A 16,318-nucleotide genomic window follows, 5' to 3' on the forward strand; every position below is an offset into this window, starting at 1 on the left:
TTACATGGCGGCTTTGACTTCGCTGATGAGTTGGTCAGCGGCTTGCTGCGGGGTCAGACGGTCGAAGACGACTTCCTGAGATAGTCGCTTGACGGTCTCGAGGAGGACGCCGCCTGCCTTCGCGTTGGGGATGGCGTACGCAGGGGTGTCCAGTTCGTTGACCCGGATGACGTATTCGGCCACGCGCTTTTCTACCGGGGTGAGTTCCGGGGTGATCGCATCCAGGACCTTGGAGTTGGAGGGTACGCCGCGGTCAAACTTAAGGACCTTGCCTGCTTCGGGCGAGTTGGTCAGGAAGTCGATGAGCATTGCTGCTTCTTTGGGGTGTTCACTGTTGGCCGAGAGGGAGTAATAGATGCCGGGTTTAGTCCAGCCACCCTTGGCTTCGAACTGCTTTTCGCCGGGCAGGCGCATGAGTTTGAATTCCTGGTTGGCGGCTTTCTCGAGGCTGCCCAGTTGGTTGACCGAGATCAGCGTCATGGCCTTTTTTCCCAAGGCCAGTTGTCCTTGCTCCAGGGCGACACTTGCGGACTCCAGTTCGGCTTCGACGGAGTCGGTTCCTCCGCTGTCGCGAAGCTTCTTCACAAATTCCCACCAACTGGCGGCGGTTTCGGCTTTGAAGCCGATCTCTTTGCCGTTGTCCTTCCAGTAGTCCTCCCCGTGCTGGCGGATCCACATGTTCATGGTTTGTTCGTCCATGGTGATGGAGGCACCAGCCGTTCCCGGGAGCGCTTTGGAGATGGCAACGGACTTTTCAATGAAGTCGTCCCAGCTCCAAGACTCATCGTCGGGCAGCGGAACCCCAGCCCTTTCGAATATTGCGGGATTGACGGCTATGCCGAAGCCGGATTCGCCGGTAGGGATGCCGTACAGGCCGTCATCGATTTTGGTACCGGCCAACGAGGAGCCGGTGAAATCGGCGGTGGGCAGGACATCGGAGTACTTGTTCAGGTCCACAAGTTGACCGTTGTCGATGTATGAGTACATGTACGGGTCGGTCATCTGCATCACGTCGGGAAGGTCACGGGAGGCTGCACCGGTGGAGAGCTTGTTGAAATAGTCGGCGAAGTTGGAGAACTCCGGCTGGACCTTGATATTGGGATGGGCTTCTTCGAAAAGGTCGATGACCTTCTGTGTCTGGGTGTGGCGGGCATCAGAACCCCACCAGTTGAACCTCAGTGTCACGTCCCCGCCGGATGCCTGATCGCCGCCGGCGCTGCAGCCGGACATCATTGCAATACATGCCAGGGCTGAAACGACGCCGGCAATCACCCCGGTGTGCCGAGGGCGTGTTCGTTTGGTTCGCACTGTAGAGCTCCTTTGCTTCACGAAGAGAGATTGGCGGACACTCCGTTGATGTCCGCGGATTGCGGCAACCGACCGACCAGCTCCTGCGACTGCGGATACGGTGGCCCGCATTATGAGTGACCGGTAACGTCCATAGAATTGCCTTTTTTAATGGCTTCTGGTGGGTTAATCAAAAACAATAGTTACCGGTCACGTACCCGTCAAGTCCTTGACGAAACCGTTTTCTCGGTGCATGCTCGAAACCAGCCTCAACCCAAACCTCACCAATTTTCGGAGTACCCATGTCAACGCTGACACCCTCAAAGAGGAGCAAGGCAGCCCATCCAAAGGCGCCGCCCAGGGGCCGCACACTCATGAAACGGCTCGAAGAGCGTGCTGCCTGGTCGTTCCTTCTACCGTGGTTCGTGGGGATGCTCGTCATCACCGTCGGCCCCATGGTTGCGTCACTGTATTTCTCGTTCACCGACTACAACCTGCTCCGCGCCCCGGAATGGATCGGCCTGGAGAACTACGAACAAATGTTCAACGACCAGCGGCTTCACAAGTCCTTGGGCGTCACATTCATCTACGTCCTGATCGGTGTACCCGCGCTCTTGGCCGTCGCACTGTCACTGGCGATGCTGCTAAACAAGGGCATCCGGGGTCTTCCGTTCTACCGTTCCGTCTTCTATCTGCCCTCCCTCCTGGGCGGTTCTGTCGCCGTCGGCGTTTTGTGGAGGCAGGTATTCGGCAGTGATGGGCTTGTGAATCAGTTCCTGGCAGTTTTCGGCATTGATGGGCCCGGCTGGATCTCCAATCCAAACACGGCGCTCAGCTCGCTCATTATGCTCCACGTGTGGAGCTTCGGTTCGTCGATGGTGATCTTCCTCGCCGGCCTACGGCAAATCCCCGAGGACCTCTACGAGGCCGCTTCCCTGGACGGCGCCGGCAAGTGGAAGAAGTTCACAAACGTCACAGTGCCATTGCTGACACCGATTCTGTTCTTCAACCTCATCCTCCAAATCATCAATGCATTCCAGACCTTCACACAGGCCTTCGTGGTCAGCGGTGGAACAGGCGGACCCGCAGACTCGACTCTGTTCTATTCCCTGTATCTCTACGAGCAAGGATTCGGTCGTCTCAACATGGGCTACGCATCTGCCATGGCATGGCTTTTGGTCTTGATCATCGGCATCTTTACGGCAGTTAACTTTTACTTCAGCAAGCGATGGGTGTTCTACAATGACCGCGATTGATACCAAACCAGTAAAGAGCCAGCCCGGCACCGGGCAGGCGTCTCCGGCTCGTGGCCAACACAAGGGCCGCATCAAGGGAATCCTGAAGCACGTCGCCCTCATCCTGACCGCAGGTCTCATGCTGTATCCGCTGCTGTGGATGATCGCCAGTTCATTCAGGCCGGAGGCGTTGATCTTCAAGGACCCAACCCTCATCCCTACAGAGGTCGATACCGGGCACTACGCTGATGGCTGGAATGCCCTCGCGCATCCCTTCCACGTCTTCCTGATCAACTCGGCCATCATCGTCGCGGGGTCACTGCTCGGCAACCTCCTGACGTGTTCGATGGCCGCCTACGCCTTCGCGAAACTCGAGTTCCGCGGCCGGGGCCTGTTTTTCGGCGCGATGCTGCTCACGCTGATGCTCCCCATGCACGTGGTGCTCATTCCTCAGTACGTACTGTTCTCCAACATGGGCTGGGTCAACAGTTTCCTGCCGCTGATCGTCCCGAAGTTCCTGGCCACAGATGCATTCTTCATCTTCCTGATGGTGCAGTTCTTCCGCAGCCTGCCGAAGGAACTGGACGAAGCAGCCCGTCTGGATGGTGCAGGGTACTGGCGCACCTACTTTCAGGTCATTCTGCCGCTTTCCGTCCCGGCGCTGGCTACCACTGCGATCTTCACGTTCATTTGGACATGGAATGACTTCTTCGGCCAGTTGATCTATCTGACAAAGCCAGCCCTCCACACCGCTCCGGTGGCGTTGCGGAACTTTGTGGACGCCACCAGCGGAGCCTCATGGGGCTCACTGTTCGCCATGTCGATCGTCACCCTGATCCCGGTGTTCGTTGTCTTCCTCATTGGGCAGAAATACCTGGTCAAAGGCATCGCCACAACCGGCATCAAGTAGACCCCGCTCTAAAATAAGACAATGAAAACACATAACGCCTCGTCATCGGCAGCCAGCTCACTGGGTCGGCGTGCCACGATCGTCGACGTGGCGACGGCAGCCGGTGTTTCCAAGATGACTGTTACTCGCGCGATGAATGACATGCCCGGCATCAAGCCTGAAACCCGTGAGCGGATCCGCAAACTCGCCCAGGAGCTCGACTATGTTCCGAGCCGGTTCGCCAAGGGTCTGACCCAAGGAGCTCAAGTCTCTCTGGGTCTGGCCGTCCCCGGGCTCGCCAACCCCTACTTTCCTACCTTTGTCTCCAGTGTCGTTGAACAGGCAACCAAGCGTGGTTGGCAGGTGGTCATCAGTGACTACGGCGACGGTTCCGTCAGCCCGGTGTCCGCCATCCAACAGATCGCACCTCAGGTCGACGCTGTCATCGGATGGCTAGGCAACGAGACCGGAGCCTCCCAGAAAGTTCTGGGCAGACGCCCTCTCGTGCTCTTGGACCTGGCCAATGCCGGGGCAGCAGGCGAACTGACCTTCGATTACAGCCACGCCGCCCACTTGGCCTTGGACCACCTGCTGGGGCGCGGTTGCAGGAACATCACCTACCTCGACTACGTACGGGACGAAGGCCTCTCCGTTCGCGCCCAGGCTTTCGCGCGCCGCGCCGGAGAGCTGGGCATCCCGGTGACATTCATTAACTCGGCCGATTCTGCAGAAGGCGCCAGAAGAGTCATAGCCTCACTGGTGGAACGGGGCGGATTACCCGAAGCGCTGATTACCTTCAACGATGTCATGGCCATCGGGGCCATGAAGGCACTGGCAGCAGCCGGCAAGTCCGTGCCCGAGGACTGCGCAGTTATCGGCATGGATGGCATAGCCCTGGGTGAGCTTTTGACACCGGAACTTTCGACGCTATCCATTGACTTCAAGGAAATGGGAAACGTCGCCGTCCAACTGGCCGAAAAACTGCTTAACGGCAAAGTCGCACCCGGCGGTCCTGAATCCAAGCTAGTCCTAAAGCACCGACTTTGCCTCCGCGAATCCGCCTGACGAGAGGGCCTCTACCGCAACTTGGCCCCAGCAGCCTCGTTGAGGCGGCCCGCAGGGGTCTGGGCAAACCACCCAATGTCCGCAGTGACCGCGCCGATGGGCAAAAAGCCAGGCCGGTTCGGTAAACCAGTCGTGCTTGGAGTCGGTGCGGACTGCGCCCGCTTGGGCTCTTGTCGGCAATTGGCCGACCGCATATATCCGCCTGCCAATCTTGAGTGCGGCGATGCCAGTCGGCCTCCAGAGGGAGGATTCAACTCAGCCGGACAGACTCGACTGCGCATTCCATGACAGTTAGTACAGGCGTCCGTGCCTTCGACGAGACTATCCAAACGAGCCTGCAACACTGTCCGGACCTTAATCGTGCTTATCACGTAGACGAGAATGTTCAAGTTCTCCAGACGCCGCCACACTTTCACACCTTCACACCTCTGGCATCCAGGGCCAGCGGGCCGGAAAATCATGCGGAGTGTGCGCGCAGCCCACATGAACTGGTGTGAACAAGCAGTGCCCCGGAAGCCAAACAATCAGCGAGCAATCCGACAGCGGCCAAACCTTAGACCGGCTCCTAACCGAGCTACGATCGCAGTCCTCCGAACTAGAACGCTTGCATTCCATCTACGACGAACTGGAAACCAGAAACGGCCTCCTGCACAACGAAGTCCTCCGCCTAAAGCGTGCCCAACGAACTAATGTTCAAGACCTCGCCCGGTTGGCGGCCGTCTTGCTTCAAGTTTCAAGAGCAAAAGGCGTGGCTCTCGACGCCGCCACGCTCGACATCCTCCGACGGCGAGGCTGGCTGCCCACCAGGAACCGAACCGGAGCAGCACGGCCATGACTATGTCCATCGCCAGACTCTCCGTACGATCAGGCCTCAAGTATTTGTTCAAGTCAACGATGTTGGACGACGCCTCCCCTACTCCTGCAGACACCATCAGTTATTACGTGCAAACCGGAACACCTCAGGGTCGTTGGCTGGGCAGCGGACTCCCAGACATTGGCCGCACACTGGGGGACAAAGTCACAGAATCTGACGCACGTTCCATCTTCCAGGACGCAGCCCATCCCGACAGCAAGAATTTGCTAGGGAGGACGCACGGGCAACCGCCGATCAGCCAAGAGGCCAACATTCAAAGGGCGACAAAGCACGCTGTCGCCGGCTTCGACCTCACGTTCAGCGTCCCGAAATCCGTCTCCACGCTGTGGGCACTAAGCCCCCGCCTTCTGCAAGAACAAGTCCTGCGGACCCATCACCACGCCGTCGAAGCAACGCTTGCCTGGATGGAAGAGCAGGTCATCAACACCAGATCCGGGCGGAACGGCGTTGCTCACGTCGGCACCCGAGGCGTCATCGCCGCAGCATTCGACCATTGGGAATCACGCGCCGGCGACCCTCAGCTCCACACCCACCTAGTCATCGCAAACCGAGTCCAGCGCGTCACGGATGGTGCATGGGCCACCTTGGACTCCCGCTCCCTATACAAAGCAGTTGTCGCCGCCAGCGAACATTACAACGGACTCCTCTTTGATGCCTTGCACTCGAGCTTGGGCACAGACACCGACATCCGAACCCCAGCGCAAAACACACACAATCCAAGCCAGCAACTCACTGGCATCGCCGAAGGTCTCGTCGGCGAATTCTCCAACCGTTCAAGGCTCATCGACATCGAGACCGATCGCCTGGTCAATCAGTGGATTACTGAACACGGAGCTCGCCCGACCGCGACAACCATCGTTAGGTTGCGCCAGCAAGCCACGCTCTCGACTCGAACTCCAAAGAACGTTGAGCCGTCACCATTGCGAACGCTGTCCGCGCAGTGGCGCGCCAGAGCCATGGCCCAGGGCTTCGACCCGGAATCCGTCGTAGCCTCCACTATTCGGCGCTCCCGCTCACGTCCGTTCCGCGCTGGCGACTTCGCACCCGACTGGATTGACGCCGTCGGTCTCGTCACCCGACAGCGTGTGGCGGCCAAACGCTCAACCTGGAATCGCTGGAACCTGATCGCCGAGGGTGAGCGCGTGTGCGCTGAGATCCGTTGCGCCTCCCCCGCCGACCGCAACGCGCTGATCGGTGCCGTGGCCACCGGGGCAGAGCGTCAATCCGTGCCGCTCAACCAGTATCGGTACGGCGTCCCCGCGGATGCGGCTGATGATCTGCGGTTCGCCGGGAGCAGCGTCTTCGATTTCCACGGGTCGCGTCTCTACACGGATGCGTTGACGATCGCCTTTGAGGACGAAGTCATGGCGGCGAAGAACGACGACGGCGGCCCGGCCGCGCCTGTCGGCCTCGCCTTCCAGACGCTCACCTCTTACAGAAACGGCGAAGGGTCACCCCTGCACGATGACCAACTGACGGCAGCGTCGGATGTCCTGCTGAGTTGCAGCAGGCTCGACGCCATCGTTGGACCGGCCGGGACCGGAAAGACGACGACCCTTGGCGCCGTGAAGGCTGCGTGGGAGGTGGCGTACGGGGTGGGCAGCGTTGTTGGTCTGGCGCCGGCTGCTGCGAGCGCCGAGGTTCTCGGTTCGGAGCTGCGGATGGTTACTGAGAACGTCGCTAAGTGGCTGCATGAATCCGTTGGGTCTGGTGCCGCCGAACGGGCAGGGCGGTTCTTCCAGGCGGACAATCGACTGCGTAGAGCATCAGTTCCCCTCGGCCCATTTGTTAGTCGGCTTCAACAAGAGGTCGCTCGGCTGGCTACCGACCAGCCCCAATGGCTGTTCCGGCCCAACCAGCTCGTGATTGTCGATGAAGCTTCGATGGTCTCAACTCTTCAGCTCGCAGCGCTGGTCCGCGGGTCAAGGAAGCGGGAGCCAAGATCCTCTTAGTTGGGGATCCGGCGCAGCTCGATTCGATCGATGCTGGCGGTGTGCTTGGTTGGCTTGATCGGCAGGGAAAGGCAGCCCGGTTGAGCACGATTTGGCGTTTCAAGGATCCGTGGGAACGGTCAGCCTCCCTCGGGCTGCGTGAGGGACGTCCGTCTGTGCTCGCAGAGTATGAGGATCACGGTCGCATCAGACATGGCCACTACTCGGACATGGTCGACCGTGCATACTCTGCGTGGCACTCGGAAATTCTGGCTGGCCGCGTCTCGGTCTTGATAGCTCCTGATAACGAGACCGTCCAAATGCTTAATGAACGGGCCCAAGCTGACCGGGTAAGTCTGGGCGCCGTGGACGCGGAACTCACCGCGGTCCTTCGGGACGGCCTACGAGCCGGTCGTGGCGACATCGTTATTGCCCGCCGGAATGACCGTTCCATTCACGACGGTCGAGGTGAGTTCCTTCGCAATGGGACGCTCCTCGAAGTCACGGGAGTCGATAGAAGCCACGGCGCTATTAACGCGACACGCGTAGACACCGGAGCTTCCATACTCTTGCCGAGCAGATATGTGGAGGTGTCGATGGAGCTGGGCTACGCCACCACAGCCCATCGCAGTCAGGGCATCACTGTAGACACCGGCCACACAGTCGTGACTCCCGGCCGCCTCACGCGCGAGCTGCTGTATGTCAGCATGACCCGGGGGGCACGCTAACACGGCCTATGTCAGCGAGAACGACCCGGACGAGGAAGAGCTCTTGGATCCGAGGGCGCGTTCGAGGTGGCGGGTAATCCTGGGCGAAGCCCTTGCTGCTGAAGATGCGGAGCGAACGGCGCATGAGGTACGGGACTTCGAACGGCAGCAGCACGCCGACAGCTTGGAGCGGCTAAGCCGCGAGTACGATTACCTGGCTCAAATCGCTGCGGGCTGGATCTCGCAAAGGCTATCGATGGTCTTATGCCCGGCCGCTCTGAGGAGATGCGCGAATCTCCAGCTTGAGGCGTGCTCTTATCGTTGCGAGCGCAGTGACGCTGGTGCTTGCCGTGATCCTGACGGTTCCCAGCTTCACGGTTTCCGGCACGGCCTGGTTGCTGGTCGCTCTCACGACTCCCTGTGTAGTAGTCCTGCTTTTCTGGGCCCAACGACTCTAAAGCCAGAGGCAGTGGCAGACCGAACCAGCAGCTCAATGGAAACGCTTCGAAGGCCTAAAGAAGGCTAGCGGGACTACAGCGAGGTCATTCATTGTGCTTTGCTTTGACTCCGTGCAGCCAACGGGATCGTGGATCACCATCAGGTGGAATCCTTTCGACTGCAACCAGCCGGCGTGGATCGAAGCACTTCCCGAGCCCATCTGGCCGGGATCTTTTCTGCTGATTCGGGCAGATCCAGCGCAGGTGCAACCGGGAGCTCTTTGGCCCTCGACCCACCGCATCAGCGGCGACCAAGTTTTGGCGTGGGCACCACTCGTCTAGCCGTCGCGTCCACCAACCCCCGCCGCGGTTCAATCACTTCGTATAACCGCCCATGCCCATATGAAGCCGATACCAAGAACCTACAGCGGCCGCCCCCTCCACGATTCAGCGTCCACGCGCCTCACCTGCGCAGCCGGGAACCACTCAACGTGATACGCGCGTCTGTCATCCACCCACTCGACCATGCCAAAGCTCCTCGTGTATTTGATCGCCCGACCGTAGATCTCCCCCACCCGAACCAGCGGCTGGCTGCCCGGCTCCAGCTCGATGATCTTGCCGTCATCAGGTCTCGGGTGGCTGTTGTCGGCATCTATCTGTGCCATCATCCGGGCGAAAGCGATGGAGTCTTGCTTCGGTCTCATAACAACAAGACTAGAACATATGTTCGAATGAAGATCCCTCTCCCACGAAAGAGCCACGCCGCACTGCGGGGAGACGTGGACCTGAACGGCAAAGACTTATCCGACCGTCATCTCATTTCGCCCCCCCATGCCGGCGGTAAGGCAACTCAGTACGACAAACGGCACCACACAGGTCCAAATTGATACACACGTTAAAGCAAAAACCCCCTCCGTAGAGGGGGTCTTCCTGTGCCCGAGGTGGGACTCGAACGGGATTCCAAGCCTTGGAAGACGCTGGGAAATGGCGGAAACATGCGCAGTACGGGCCAGTTCGATGGGTGTAGGTGGTAGTCCGAGGCGGAGGGTGTGGACATTGTCCACACCCGGGTTCGGGTCGCAGTCAGTGCGGGGAGCGTCAAAGCAGGCTTCACCTTGAACAGCGGATGATAGACGCCCGACGAATCGTCCAGCTGGGGCCCAATGACGGGCCGGGCACAGACAGCGGTCCGGTCTCGAATCGCCGCGCTGGCTTCTGCACCCTCCGGACGGCTCACTGCTCAAGCGATGGGCGCCGGATTGCCGCGCGGACTCGCTTTGAAGGGCAACTCCGACAAGAGCTTGTTCATGACAGGACCCAGCCCCCGCGACGCTGCAATCATGACGGAAAGAATCATGGCCAGTGCGAAGGACCAGATCCCAATGAACATGATGATGCCGACATGCAACACAACGCAGGCGACGAATCCTGCGGTCTGCACTATGGGTCGCCTGCTAAGAAGGGTTCCTGCAATGACGCCTTCCATAATCATCGTTCCCCAACTAAGTATTAGAGCAACGATAGGAACGGATGTAAGAAAGAAAACGAAGCTTTGAAGAAAGTTCGCAGTTCCGAAGAACTCACTGCGAACGATGTAGTACAGGGCACTTCCCTCGCTCCAATTCTCAACACTCAGTTTTGCCAACGCACTGTGCAGATAGATATACGCAACCTGGATCCTAAGAGCCCAATGTGCGGCCCACGAAATTCCTTGCAAGGCACCAAACCTGGTAGTGGATCGTGAGTGGCCTTGCGGCCAGTGCCAAAGCCGGTTATCTGGTAGAGAGACAAACACGAGGAAAAAAGTAGTGAAAACCAATACCGTGTCGCCACCGTCAGGTAGGGCAACTGTATTGGCAAATGAGTAGGAAAGCCAAAGGTGGAGAAACGACGTAAATCGAGGAAGAAACCCGGAAGTCACAACGATTAGACCAACAATCATCAAGACTTGCACAACTTCATCCGAGAGCTCGCTCGCAACGCAGAATAACGATACGTTCTCCAGTGCACGGGTGCACTGTCCGGTTGGGGGCTGTCCCAGAATCGGAACCGAGTAGAGGTAGGGTGCTGGTGTCAGTAGGAGTGTCAGTACCTGGGAGAGCGCCAGACCGCTCCTAGCGACAGCAATGATTCGGGATTGTGGATTGAATGACCAGATGTCATTTTTCAGACTGGATATTATTCTCATCGCACCTTGCATCTCGAATCCACAACCGCACCTTTAACTTCAAACCGGGCTTCTGATTCAAATTTCCGGTAAGCCCATGGGACTGCTTTGGTCTGAAAAATTACTATCCGGCCTCAAACGGAAGCAACCGGTGAGTCATTGTCGACGATCTGGGTTTCCAGGGATCACACCCTCTCGAGGCATTCCTGTCGACCGCCGTCGGGGCTGCAATCGGCCCATTCCTTTATGGTGTTACCAATCACGCCCAGCTCCGGCCCCTGAGACCTTTGTTTACGACTTAGTCCGAAGTAGTTTTCGGGCCGGGTTTGTGGAGTCTGCATCAACGACTCTACGGACCCGTCATCTCGGAGCTGATAGACGGCGAATTCCGGATCATTGGGCGGCTTGGTGAAGAATGCCCATGCTTGGGGCGCAACTGACACCAATGTGCGGCGAAGGGGCTCCCCCTCCTTCACGGCTAACACATTGCTGGGCATGGCGTAGAAGATCGTAAGCGCGAAGAAGGCGCCAAACAGTGCTAGAGAAATTACTCCCGCAAGCACCGCCGTTCTTGATCTCTGTGACGGGTCATGCAGGGTCATGGCAAGTCTGGGCAGGTAGCCAGTTCAGGGATAGCAAGGACGAGTTCATCGCAGCGCTCGTGTGAGCTCTGCAATCGCGGTGTCCCGCCCGATCCCTTCCACACCTGCCGTTGTCATGTAGTCCTTGTTTGCCAAATAGCCGGGAACTACTAGCAAAACCAAAACTGCGCCACCGGCGACGACTACGAAGGTCGCAACCGCTACGTTGGCATACAAGGCGCCGTTTGCCACTACGAAGGCAGCCACCGCTGCACATGTCCATGTCACGCCGCACCCATAGGGCGTAACTTGCTGCGCATCCTGAGGATCGGTTATCGCCTTGCGGTAGGCCAGGTAGTCATAGAACTTTTCCGTGAAAGTGGCCAGGCCAGCCTCGACCGAGCGGGGCTTTCCGGAGCGGAGCTTTGGCAGTACTTCGGAACTAAACCCAGGGTAATAGGCAAGGAAGTCCTGAACGATCGGGGCAACCTCGGCAAGAGTTGGGACCGGACGATCTGCGGCAAAACCCAGCAGGCTAAGCAATCGTGGGTTACTTTCGGCCAATGGTCCGATACCAGCTAGGAGAAGCCGGAGCGCATCTTCGGCGCTGTAGTTTCCTCGGAAATCTGTTTTCTTCGTTGAAACAGTGGTAGCCACAGATGCTTGAGCGGACGAGATACCAACCGGGCCGAGCAGAAGAGATAGCAACATAGCCACGCTGATGCGAAAAGATCGACTAGATGAACTATAAAACACAATATTGCCCAATATTAATGAAAACAAATTTAGTTGTAGACTGATTACCGCTTTGTATTATTCATCGCCCTCAGTAATACGTCGAGCCAGCGAATCAGCTTTGTAGTACATGTGCATGAGCAGGGCCACCATGATGGCCGTGAACCCCATACCCGAGAAGAAGATCCACGGAACACTTGAATCATCCTTGGGTAGTACTGCAAATATGACCCACAGTGTCGCCACAAAGCCGATGAGCATCACCGGAATAGCTTTCAGTGCACCTAGCGCTGAAATGTGTGCAGCGTTCCATGCACGCTCAGACGACAGAGTAGCCTTCGAGCGGATGCCAAACGTATAGTTAGGCTTCGAATCGCCAGACTTAACCTGCGATGCCAGCATTTGAAGTAGGACTGCTACAACCAAGAACGCAATCGTGAACATTGTCGTGCTGAAAACCGCCCCCAAAAGGATCCTTTCACTGTTACGCACTCGGATAACCGAGGAAACTCCAGATTGAAATGCCACGCTAACATCGGCCGTAGCCCGTCGCAAATCACAGCCGCTGATTTGCTTTGGCTCCATCACTACCCGCATTCAGTCAGTAGTTATCACACGCGAAATAGGGAGAAGACTCGTCGGCGGAGCTGCATTCGTCTTGCAGGGATCGGAATGGACCCACCCTGGAGATGGCCGCAAGCTCCGCCGACAAAACCGCCGTCTATGCCGTGGTCACTGAAACTGCGGCCGAGTACTAACTCGCTCGCGGCTGGCTCACTCCCAACCAGAGTCTTCACCTCAGGCAAGGTGGCGGGCCGGCGGCTACCTGCTTGAACTATGGAGACTGCGTCGGCGCCTTGTTCTCAGGTGGGTACCGGCGCACACCCAACAGCACGATGACCGCGGCGACAAGCCACGAAAATAATCCAGCGCCGCTCAGCAGTACGATCCTGCTGCCGAGCTGGTCCGCGAGCACACCAGCCAACAACGGGCCCAGAACGATACCCACGCCGCGGAACGCTTACATCCGGGCGATGGCAGTCATGGGCCCCCAGCCTGGCTTCTGGACCTTGAGCACAAGTAACCTCAGCGCTGGACCATCGATCACAGACACACAGGGGCCACCCCAAGCAGCACCAACAGCCCGGTGACGTTGGACGTGAAGGCAATGGCAATGGCAATGCCGATGCAACCGCGCAGGGTCAAAGTGGTTGCCAGGATTTTGTGGTCTCGACGCGGTCAAGCCACGGGCGACAAACGGCCCCAAACGACACCTGGCAAGAGGCTAAGCACAACAGCAGAGCCACAGTCCACGTTGACGCCCCGGCCGCCTGGAAGGCCAGCACCAAAGCCACCGTCGTCATGGAGGCGCCCGACTGGACAGGCCCCGGCTAAATGCCAGGAGGTTCAACTTCGCACCGCAACCGGTCCGGGATTTCGGGACTGCCGCTCAATCTCAACTCTTTCAATGGGTGACCACTGAGCCGGCCTCTACTGTGCCCAAACGAACGAATACGGCTTGAACACAGCCGACAGCCGCAGTCGGTTCACCGCCATGACCTTGAACAAGGCGCCCACCCAGGAGCGAGGCCATGGCTGGTGTCCTTGACGTAGGTTCTCGAAGTCATGTTGTGCTCCGTCCCCCTGTCCATGAAGACGCGTAGGCCAACCACGACCTACCGGACGAACCAAGAGAGGACCGCATAACCCCAGTTGAGACCACGCGGAGGGCCGCCAGCCACGACCCTGAACCCGCTCCCCCACAACTGCACAGGCGACCCGCGGCGCCAGGCACACCCCGCGGCCAGAGTCAGAGGGACCTGACCACCCAGAATGTACACACATTAAAGCAAAAACCCCCTCTGACGAGGGGGTATGCTGTGCCCGAGGTGGGACTCGAACCCACACACCTTTCGATACTGCATTTTGAGTGCAGCGCGTCTGCCAATTCCGCCACTCGGGCGCGGATATGCCGGGGAAGTCAGCTGCTCTCATCTCTGTGAGCAACGCGATCCTTTCCCAGCACGCGAAATTACTATACATGCAGATAGGCTGATTCAAAGAACCGGGCACGCTGATGCAACAAAAACCTGCCATCAAAGAGTCCACACTAAGATGGATATGAACCCGCCGAACCTTTTCAAGGAGATCCCGTGACCGAACAGACGGAGTCCACGTCCACAGCCCAGCCGGCCCGACGCGTTGTCGTAGCCGAGGATGAGACCCTCATCCGCCTGGACATTATCGAGATTTTGAAGGGCGAAGGGTACGACGTCGTCGGCGAGGCAGACAATGGCGAGAAGGCTGTGCAGCTGGCCGAGGAGCTCAAGCCGGACCTTGTCCTCATGGACGTGAAGATGCCCGTCATGGACGGCATCTCGGCGGCTGAGAAGATCGTCAAGGCCCGCATTGCACCTGTGGTCTTGCTGACCGCTTTCAGCCAGAAGGAGTTGGTGGAGCGCGCACGCGATGCCGGCGCGATGGCTTACGTCGTCAAGCCGTTCTCCCCCGCGGACCTCATCCCGGCTATCGAGATCGCTCTTTCCCGCCATGAGGAGATCAAGGCCCTCGAGAACGAGGTTTCGGACCTCCAAGAGCAGTTCGCCACGCGCAAGCTTGTAGAGCGCGCCAAGAGCCTCCTGACCACCAAGATGGGCCTGACGGAGCCGGAAGCTTTCCGCTGGATCCAGAAGACCTCCATGGACCGTCGCCTCAGCATGCGTGAGGTTGCCGAGACCATCATCAACCAGGTCAACTAAGCAAAAGCAACGCACGACGGCGGCCGCTCACCTCACGCGAGGTGGGCGGCCGCCGTCGTACTCGCCGAGAAGTCGTCCTCGCCGAAAATCAGAACGAAAAATGCGGGCCCCACCAAAAGGCGGGGCCCGCATTCAAGAAAGCGAAGAACTTAGCTCTTGGCCTTGGACTTCTTTTCCGGCCAAGGGCCAACGGGTTCCTTGCGTGAACCGTCGTCGGTCTTGGAGGTGTCGGCGAGGTCGCCTACCTTGTGGACCTTCAGGGAGTTCGTTGAACCGGCCTGTCCGGGAGGGGAACCGGCAGCGATGACAACCAGGTCGCCTTCGTCCACGAGATCCATTTCCAGAAGGCTCTTGTCCACCTGTGCGGTCATCTCGTCGGTGTGGCCCACGGAGGGAACCAGAACCGGCTGGATGCCCCAGGTGAGGGCGAGCTGGTTCCAGACGTGCTCCACCGGGGTGAAGGCGAAGACCGGCTTGACCGGGCGAAGGCGCGAGAGGCGACGTGCGGAGTCACCGGACTGGGTGAAAGTACAGATGTACTTGGCATCCAGCTGGTCGGCGATCTCGACGGCGGCGCGGGTGATGGCGCCACCGCGGGTCTTGGGCTTGGTGCCCAGCGGGGGGACGCGCTCTAGGCCGTGGACTTCGGTGGACTCGATGATCCGGGCCATGACCTTAACGGTCTCGATGGGGTACTGGCCAACGGAGGTTTCACCGGACAGCATGACTGCGTCGGCGCCGTCGAGAACCGCGTTGGCGCAGTCGGAAGCCTCGGCGCGCGTCGGACGCGGGTTGTCGATCATGGATTCCAGGACCTGGGTTGCCACGATGACAGGCTTGGCCCAGCGGCGTGCCAGTTCAATGGCGCGCTTCTGGACGATCGGCACCTCTTCGAGCGGCAGTTCCACGCCGAGGTCGCCACGGGCAACCATGATGGCGTCGAAGGCGTCGATGATTTCGTGGAGCTGTTCCACTGCCTGCGGCTTTTCGATCTTGGCGATCACCGGTACGCGGCGGCCTTCTTCGTCCATGATTTCGTGGACGCGCTTGATGTCTGAGGCGTCGCGCACGAACGAGAGGGCGATGAGGTCAGCGCCGCGCTTGAGGGCCCAACGGAGGTCGTCCTCGTCCTTTTCGCTCAGGGCGGGGACGTTGACGGCAACACCGGGCAGGTTGATGCCCTTGTTGTTGGAGACCTTGCCGCCAACCGTCACGGTGGCAACAACTTTGACGTCGTCAACTTCGATGGCACGCAGTGCCACCTTGCCGTCGTCGATGAGCAGGGCGTCGCCCACGTTGACGTCTTCAGTGAGGCTCTTGAGCGTGGTGGAGCAGATGTCCTTGGTACCGGGGACGTCTTCGGTGGTGATGGTGAACGTATCGCCCACGGCCAACTCGTGAGGGCCGTCAACAAAGCGGCCCAGACGGATCTTGGGTCCTTGGAGGTCGGCCATGATGGCCACGGGCTTACCGAGCTGGGCCGCAGCCTTGCGGACGTTTTCGTAGGTGGTGTCATGCACGGAGTAGTCGCCGTGGCTCATGTTCATGCGAGCAACGTCGACGCCGGCCTCCAGCACCGCGAGGGTGTTCTCGAAGCTGGAGATAGCCGGGCCGAAAGTTGCCACAATTTTCGCGCGTCTCATATACCTAC

The 16,318-nt window shown here is 58.9% G+C and carries 13 protein-coding genes, 1 tRNA gene and 1 pseudogene; 6 read left to right on the plus strand and 9 right to left on the minus strand.

The annotated features are described in order from the left end of the window. Complete coding sequence (locus tag AC1RJY_RS18605; protein WP_498602987.1) at positions 1–1,308, minus strand: ABC transporter substrate-binding protein; 1,308 nt, start codon at positions 1,306–1,308, stop codon at positions 1–3. 353 nt (positions 1,309–1,661) lie between these two features. On the opposite strand from AC1RJY_RS18605, the gene AC1RJY_RS18610 reads away from it, so the two are divergent. The 5 genes and pseudogenes from AC1RJY_RS18610 to AC1RJY_RS18630 all read left to right on the plus strand — a co-directional run bounded on the left by AC1RJY_RS18610 (position 1,662) and on the right by AC1RJY_RS18630 (position 8,009). Continuing rightward, positions 1,662–2,543, plus strand: coding sequence for a carbohydrate ABC transporter permease (locus AC1RJY_RS18610; protein WP_498602988.1), 882 nt, complete (start codon positions 1,662–1,664; stop codon positions 2,541–2,543). Then, positions 2,530–3,432 carry a carbohydrate ABC transporter permease gene (locus AC1RJY_RS18615; protein ID WP_498602989.1) on the plus strand — a complete coding sequence of 301 codons (903 nt, stop codon included), beginning with the start codon at positions 2,530–2,532 and terminating at the stop codon, positions 3,430–3,432. Before AC1RJY_RS18610 ends, AC1RJY_RS18615 begins: the two co-directional genes overlap by 14 nt. Before the next feature lie 21 nt (positions 3,433–3,453). Then, a complete protein-coding gene (locus AC1RJY_RS18620; protein ID WP_498602990.1) occupies positions 3,454–4,476 on the plus strand; it encodes a LacI family DNA-binding transcriptional regulator in 1,023 nt (340 codons plus the stop codon). An 837-nt stretch (positions 4,477–5,313) separates the two neighbouring features. After that, positions 5,314–7,439: pseudogene (gene mobF, locus AC1RJY_RS18625) on the plus strand (MobF family relaxase); the annotation flags it as partial. A gap of 162 nt (positions 7,440–7,601) precedes the next feature. After that, entirely contained in the window at positions 7,602–8,009 is a 408-nt protein-coding gene (locus tag AC1RJY_RS18630; RefSeq protein WP_498603020.1) for a hypothetical protein, read from the plus strand. Positions 8,010–8,250: 241 nt separating this feature from the next. Here AC1RJY_RS18630 and AC1RJY_RS18635 read toward each other — a convergent pair whose 3' ends face one another. The 7 genes from AC1RJY_RS18635 to AC1RJY_RS18665 form a co-directional block, all read right to left on the minus strand. Beyond that, positions 8,251–8,400, minus strand: a complete 150-nt coding sequence (locus AC1RJY_RS18635) for a hypothetical protein (protein ID WP_498602991.1) — start codon at positions 8,398–8,400, stop codon at positions 8,251–8,253. 447 nt (positions 8,401–8,847) lie between these two features. Next, complete coding sequence (locus AC1RJY_RS18640) at positions 8,848–9,129, minus strand: hypothetical protein (RefSeq protein WP_014921518.1); 282 nt, start codon at positions 9,127–9,129, stop codon at positions 8,848–8,850. Positions 9,130–9,665: 536 nt separating this feature from the next. Further along, the gene (locus tag AC1RJY_RS18645) at positions 9,666–10,625 is read right to left on the minus strand and encodes a sporulation-delaying protein SdpB family protein (RefSeq protein ID WP_498602992.1); all 960 of its coding nucleotides are present in this window, start codon (positions 10,623–10,625) and stop codon (positions 9,666–9,668) included. Positions 10,626–10,777: 152 nt separating this feature from the next. Further along, entirely contained in the window at positions 10,778–11,194 is a 417-nt protein-coding gene (locus AC1RJY_RS18650; RefSeq protein ID WP_498602993.1) for an SdpA family antimicrobial peptide system protein, read from the minus strand. A gap of 45 nt (positions 11,195–11,239) precedes the next feature. Next, on the minus strand, positions 11,240–11,830 hold the full coding sequence (locus AC1RJY_RS18655; RefSeq protein WP_498602994.1) for a sporulation delaying protein family toxin: 591 nt from the start codon (positions 11,828–11,830) through the stop codon (positions 11,240–11,242). A 156-nt stretch (positions 11,831–11,986) separates the two neighbouring features. Beyond that, positions 11,987–12,505: an SdpI family protein gene (locus AC1RJY_RS18660; RefSeq protein WP_498602995.1), complete on the minus strand. Its 519-nt coding sequence runs from the start codon at positions 12,503–12,505 to the stop codon at positions 11,987–11,989. 1,284 nt (positions 12,506–13,789) lie between these two features. Continuing rightward, positions 13,790–13,871 (minus strand) — tRNA-Leu (locus AC1RJY_RS18665). Positions 13,872–14,061: 190 nt separating this feature from the next. Between AC1RJY_RS18665 and AC1RJY_RS18670 the strand changes: the two genes are divergently transcribed. Then, positions 14,062–14,667 carry an ANTAR domain-containing response regulator gene (locus AC1RJY_RS18670; protein WP_011774540.1) on the plus strand — a complete coding sequence of 202 codons (606 nt, stop codon included), beginning with the start codon at positions 14,062–14,064 and terminating at the stop codon, positions 14,665–14,667. Positions 14,668–14,816: 149 nt separating this feature from the next. Here AC1RJY_RS18670 and pyk read toward each other — a convergent pair whose 3' ends face one another. Next, a complete protein-coding gene (gene pyk / locus AC1RJY_RS18675) occupies positions 14,817–16,310 on the minus strand; it encodes a pyruvate kinase (RefSeq protein ID WP_011774539.1) in 1,494 nt (497 codons plus the stop codon). Positions 16,311–16,318: the final 8 nt, after the last annotated feature.

This window comes from Arthrobacter sp. GW822-FHT05G07, assembly GCF_058799755.1.